This window comes from Candidatus Competibacter phosphatis (assembly GCF_012939995.1).
Classification (GTDB): Bacteria; Pseudomonadota; Gammaproteobacteria; order Competibacterales; family Competibacteraceae; genus Competibacter; species Competibacter phosphatis.
The window spans coordinates 1-1,245 of sequence record NZ_SPMZ01000097.1; the positions used below are offsets into that span (position 1 = coordinate 1).

A 1,245-nucleotide genomic window follows, 5' to 3' on the forward strand; every position below is an offset into this window, starting at 1 on the left:
GGTCCGCTGCGACACGCGCCCAGCGACACGCCCGCGTCAATGTCACAGCCTGTCGCGACAAATGACGCACCTGATGACGTCATGACAATGTTGATTGAGGTGTTACGGGACCAGCTACAGCAGGTTCAGCAGGAGAAAGCGCACCTTCTCGCCATGCTGGAAGCCGAGCAACAGACCCGCCGCGATCTGGAAACCAAGCTGCTACCGGCGCCCAAGCCCACACCAGTCGGCAAGGTCCAAGTGTGGATACTGCTGGCCGTGTTGGCGGCGGCGCTGGTGTTCGCTGGCTGGCACTTCCGCGCTGTGATCGTTTCTGCGCTGGCGTCCTGAACTTTAATGGGTCGGCTGGAACGATGAGTTAGGTTTCGCTCTCTTGAAAAGTATTTTCGATACGTTGGTCTGGAATAAGCCACATTATTGCCACGGCGATATAAATTAGGTGCGCAATCCAAGTAAGCCAAAAAGCTGAAATTACTGCAATGATGTAGAGTACCAATGAGGCTTTACCTTTCCTATCTTGACCCACGGCAGCCTTGAGTAAGGATTTCTCTCCCTCAGAAGAAATGATTGCATGTTGAAGTATGAAATAGGCACAAGCAGCCATCAGTAGAACCACACCGTAAAGGGCGCTTGGTAATGCAGCAAAGTGGTTTTCACCAAGCCAACCGGTGGCAAATGGGAATAGTGAGAGCCAGAAAAGCAGGTGTAAATTTGCCCAAAGAACAGAACCAGAAACCCGCTTTACGGTATGCAGCATATGATGGTGATTATTCCAGTAGATACCAACATAGATAAAGCTAAGAATATAGCTGAGAAAAAACGGGGAATAGTGGTAACAAGGCGTCAACTGTTTCCCCATGAGGCACTTTCATTTCTAGAACCATAATGGTGATGATGATGGCAATGACACCATCACTGAACGCTTCAAGACGATTTTTCCCCATAAGTCGTGCCCTGTCAGAAAGGTGAAATTACACGAAGAAACCCAACATTCGACATGAGCGGTGACCGTTAGGCCGTCCGCTCGATGGAAGGGTAGGTTTCTTCGCGAACATGAAATAAGCAAAAGGCACGAAGTAGAACACCAACCAGTGTCCTGAGAAGCCTCTCAGCTCATTGGCTCGAAATGCGGCGTACTCGGTCTGAGTAATTTCCCGAATGAAATGGCCGTGGTTCTGCAGAACGTATTTGCCTTCTTGAATCGACGGGCTTCCGCCGTCCATCGCCGCAATGAAAATCGCGAAG

At 50.1% G+C, this 1,245-nt stretch carries 1 protein-coding gene and 2 pseudogenes; 1 reads left to right on the top strand and 2 read right to left on the bottom strand.

What is annotated here, in order from left to right:
* Positions 1-81 precede the first annotated feature (81 nt).
* Complete coding sequence (locus tag E4P82_RS20740; protein ID WP_169250658.1) at positions 82-330, top strand: hypothetical protein; 249 nt, start codon at positions 82-84, stop codon at positions 328-330.
* Positions 331-358: 28 nt separating this feature from the next.
* Here E4P82_RS20740 and E4P82_RS20745 read toward each other — a convergent pair.
* Together E4P82_RS20745 and E4P82_RS21535 are read right to left on the bottom strand one after the other, a co-directional pair.
* Positions 359-944: pseudogene (locus E4P82_RS20745) on the bottom strand (TMEM175 family protein).
* Between the two features lie 27 nt (positions 945-971).
* Positions 972-1,245 (bottom strand): annotated as a pseudogene (locus E4P82_RS21535) (hypothetical protein); the annotation flags it as partial.

What these genes read in the sequence shown, in the direction of transcription:
- E4P82_RS20740 (WP_169250658.1), top strand. Translation starts at nt 82, where the DNA reads ATGACAATGTTGATTGAGGTGTTACGGGACCAGCTACAGCAGGTTCAG.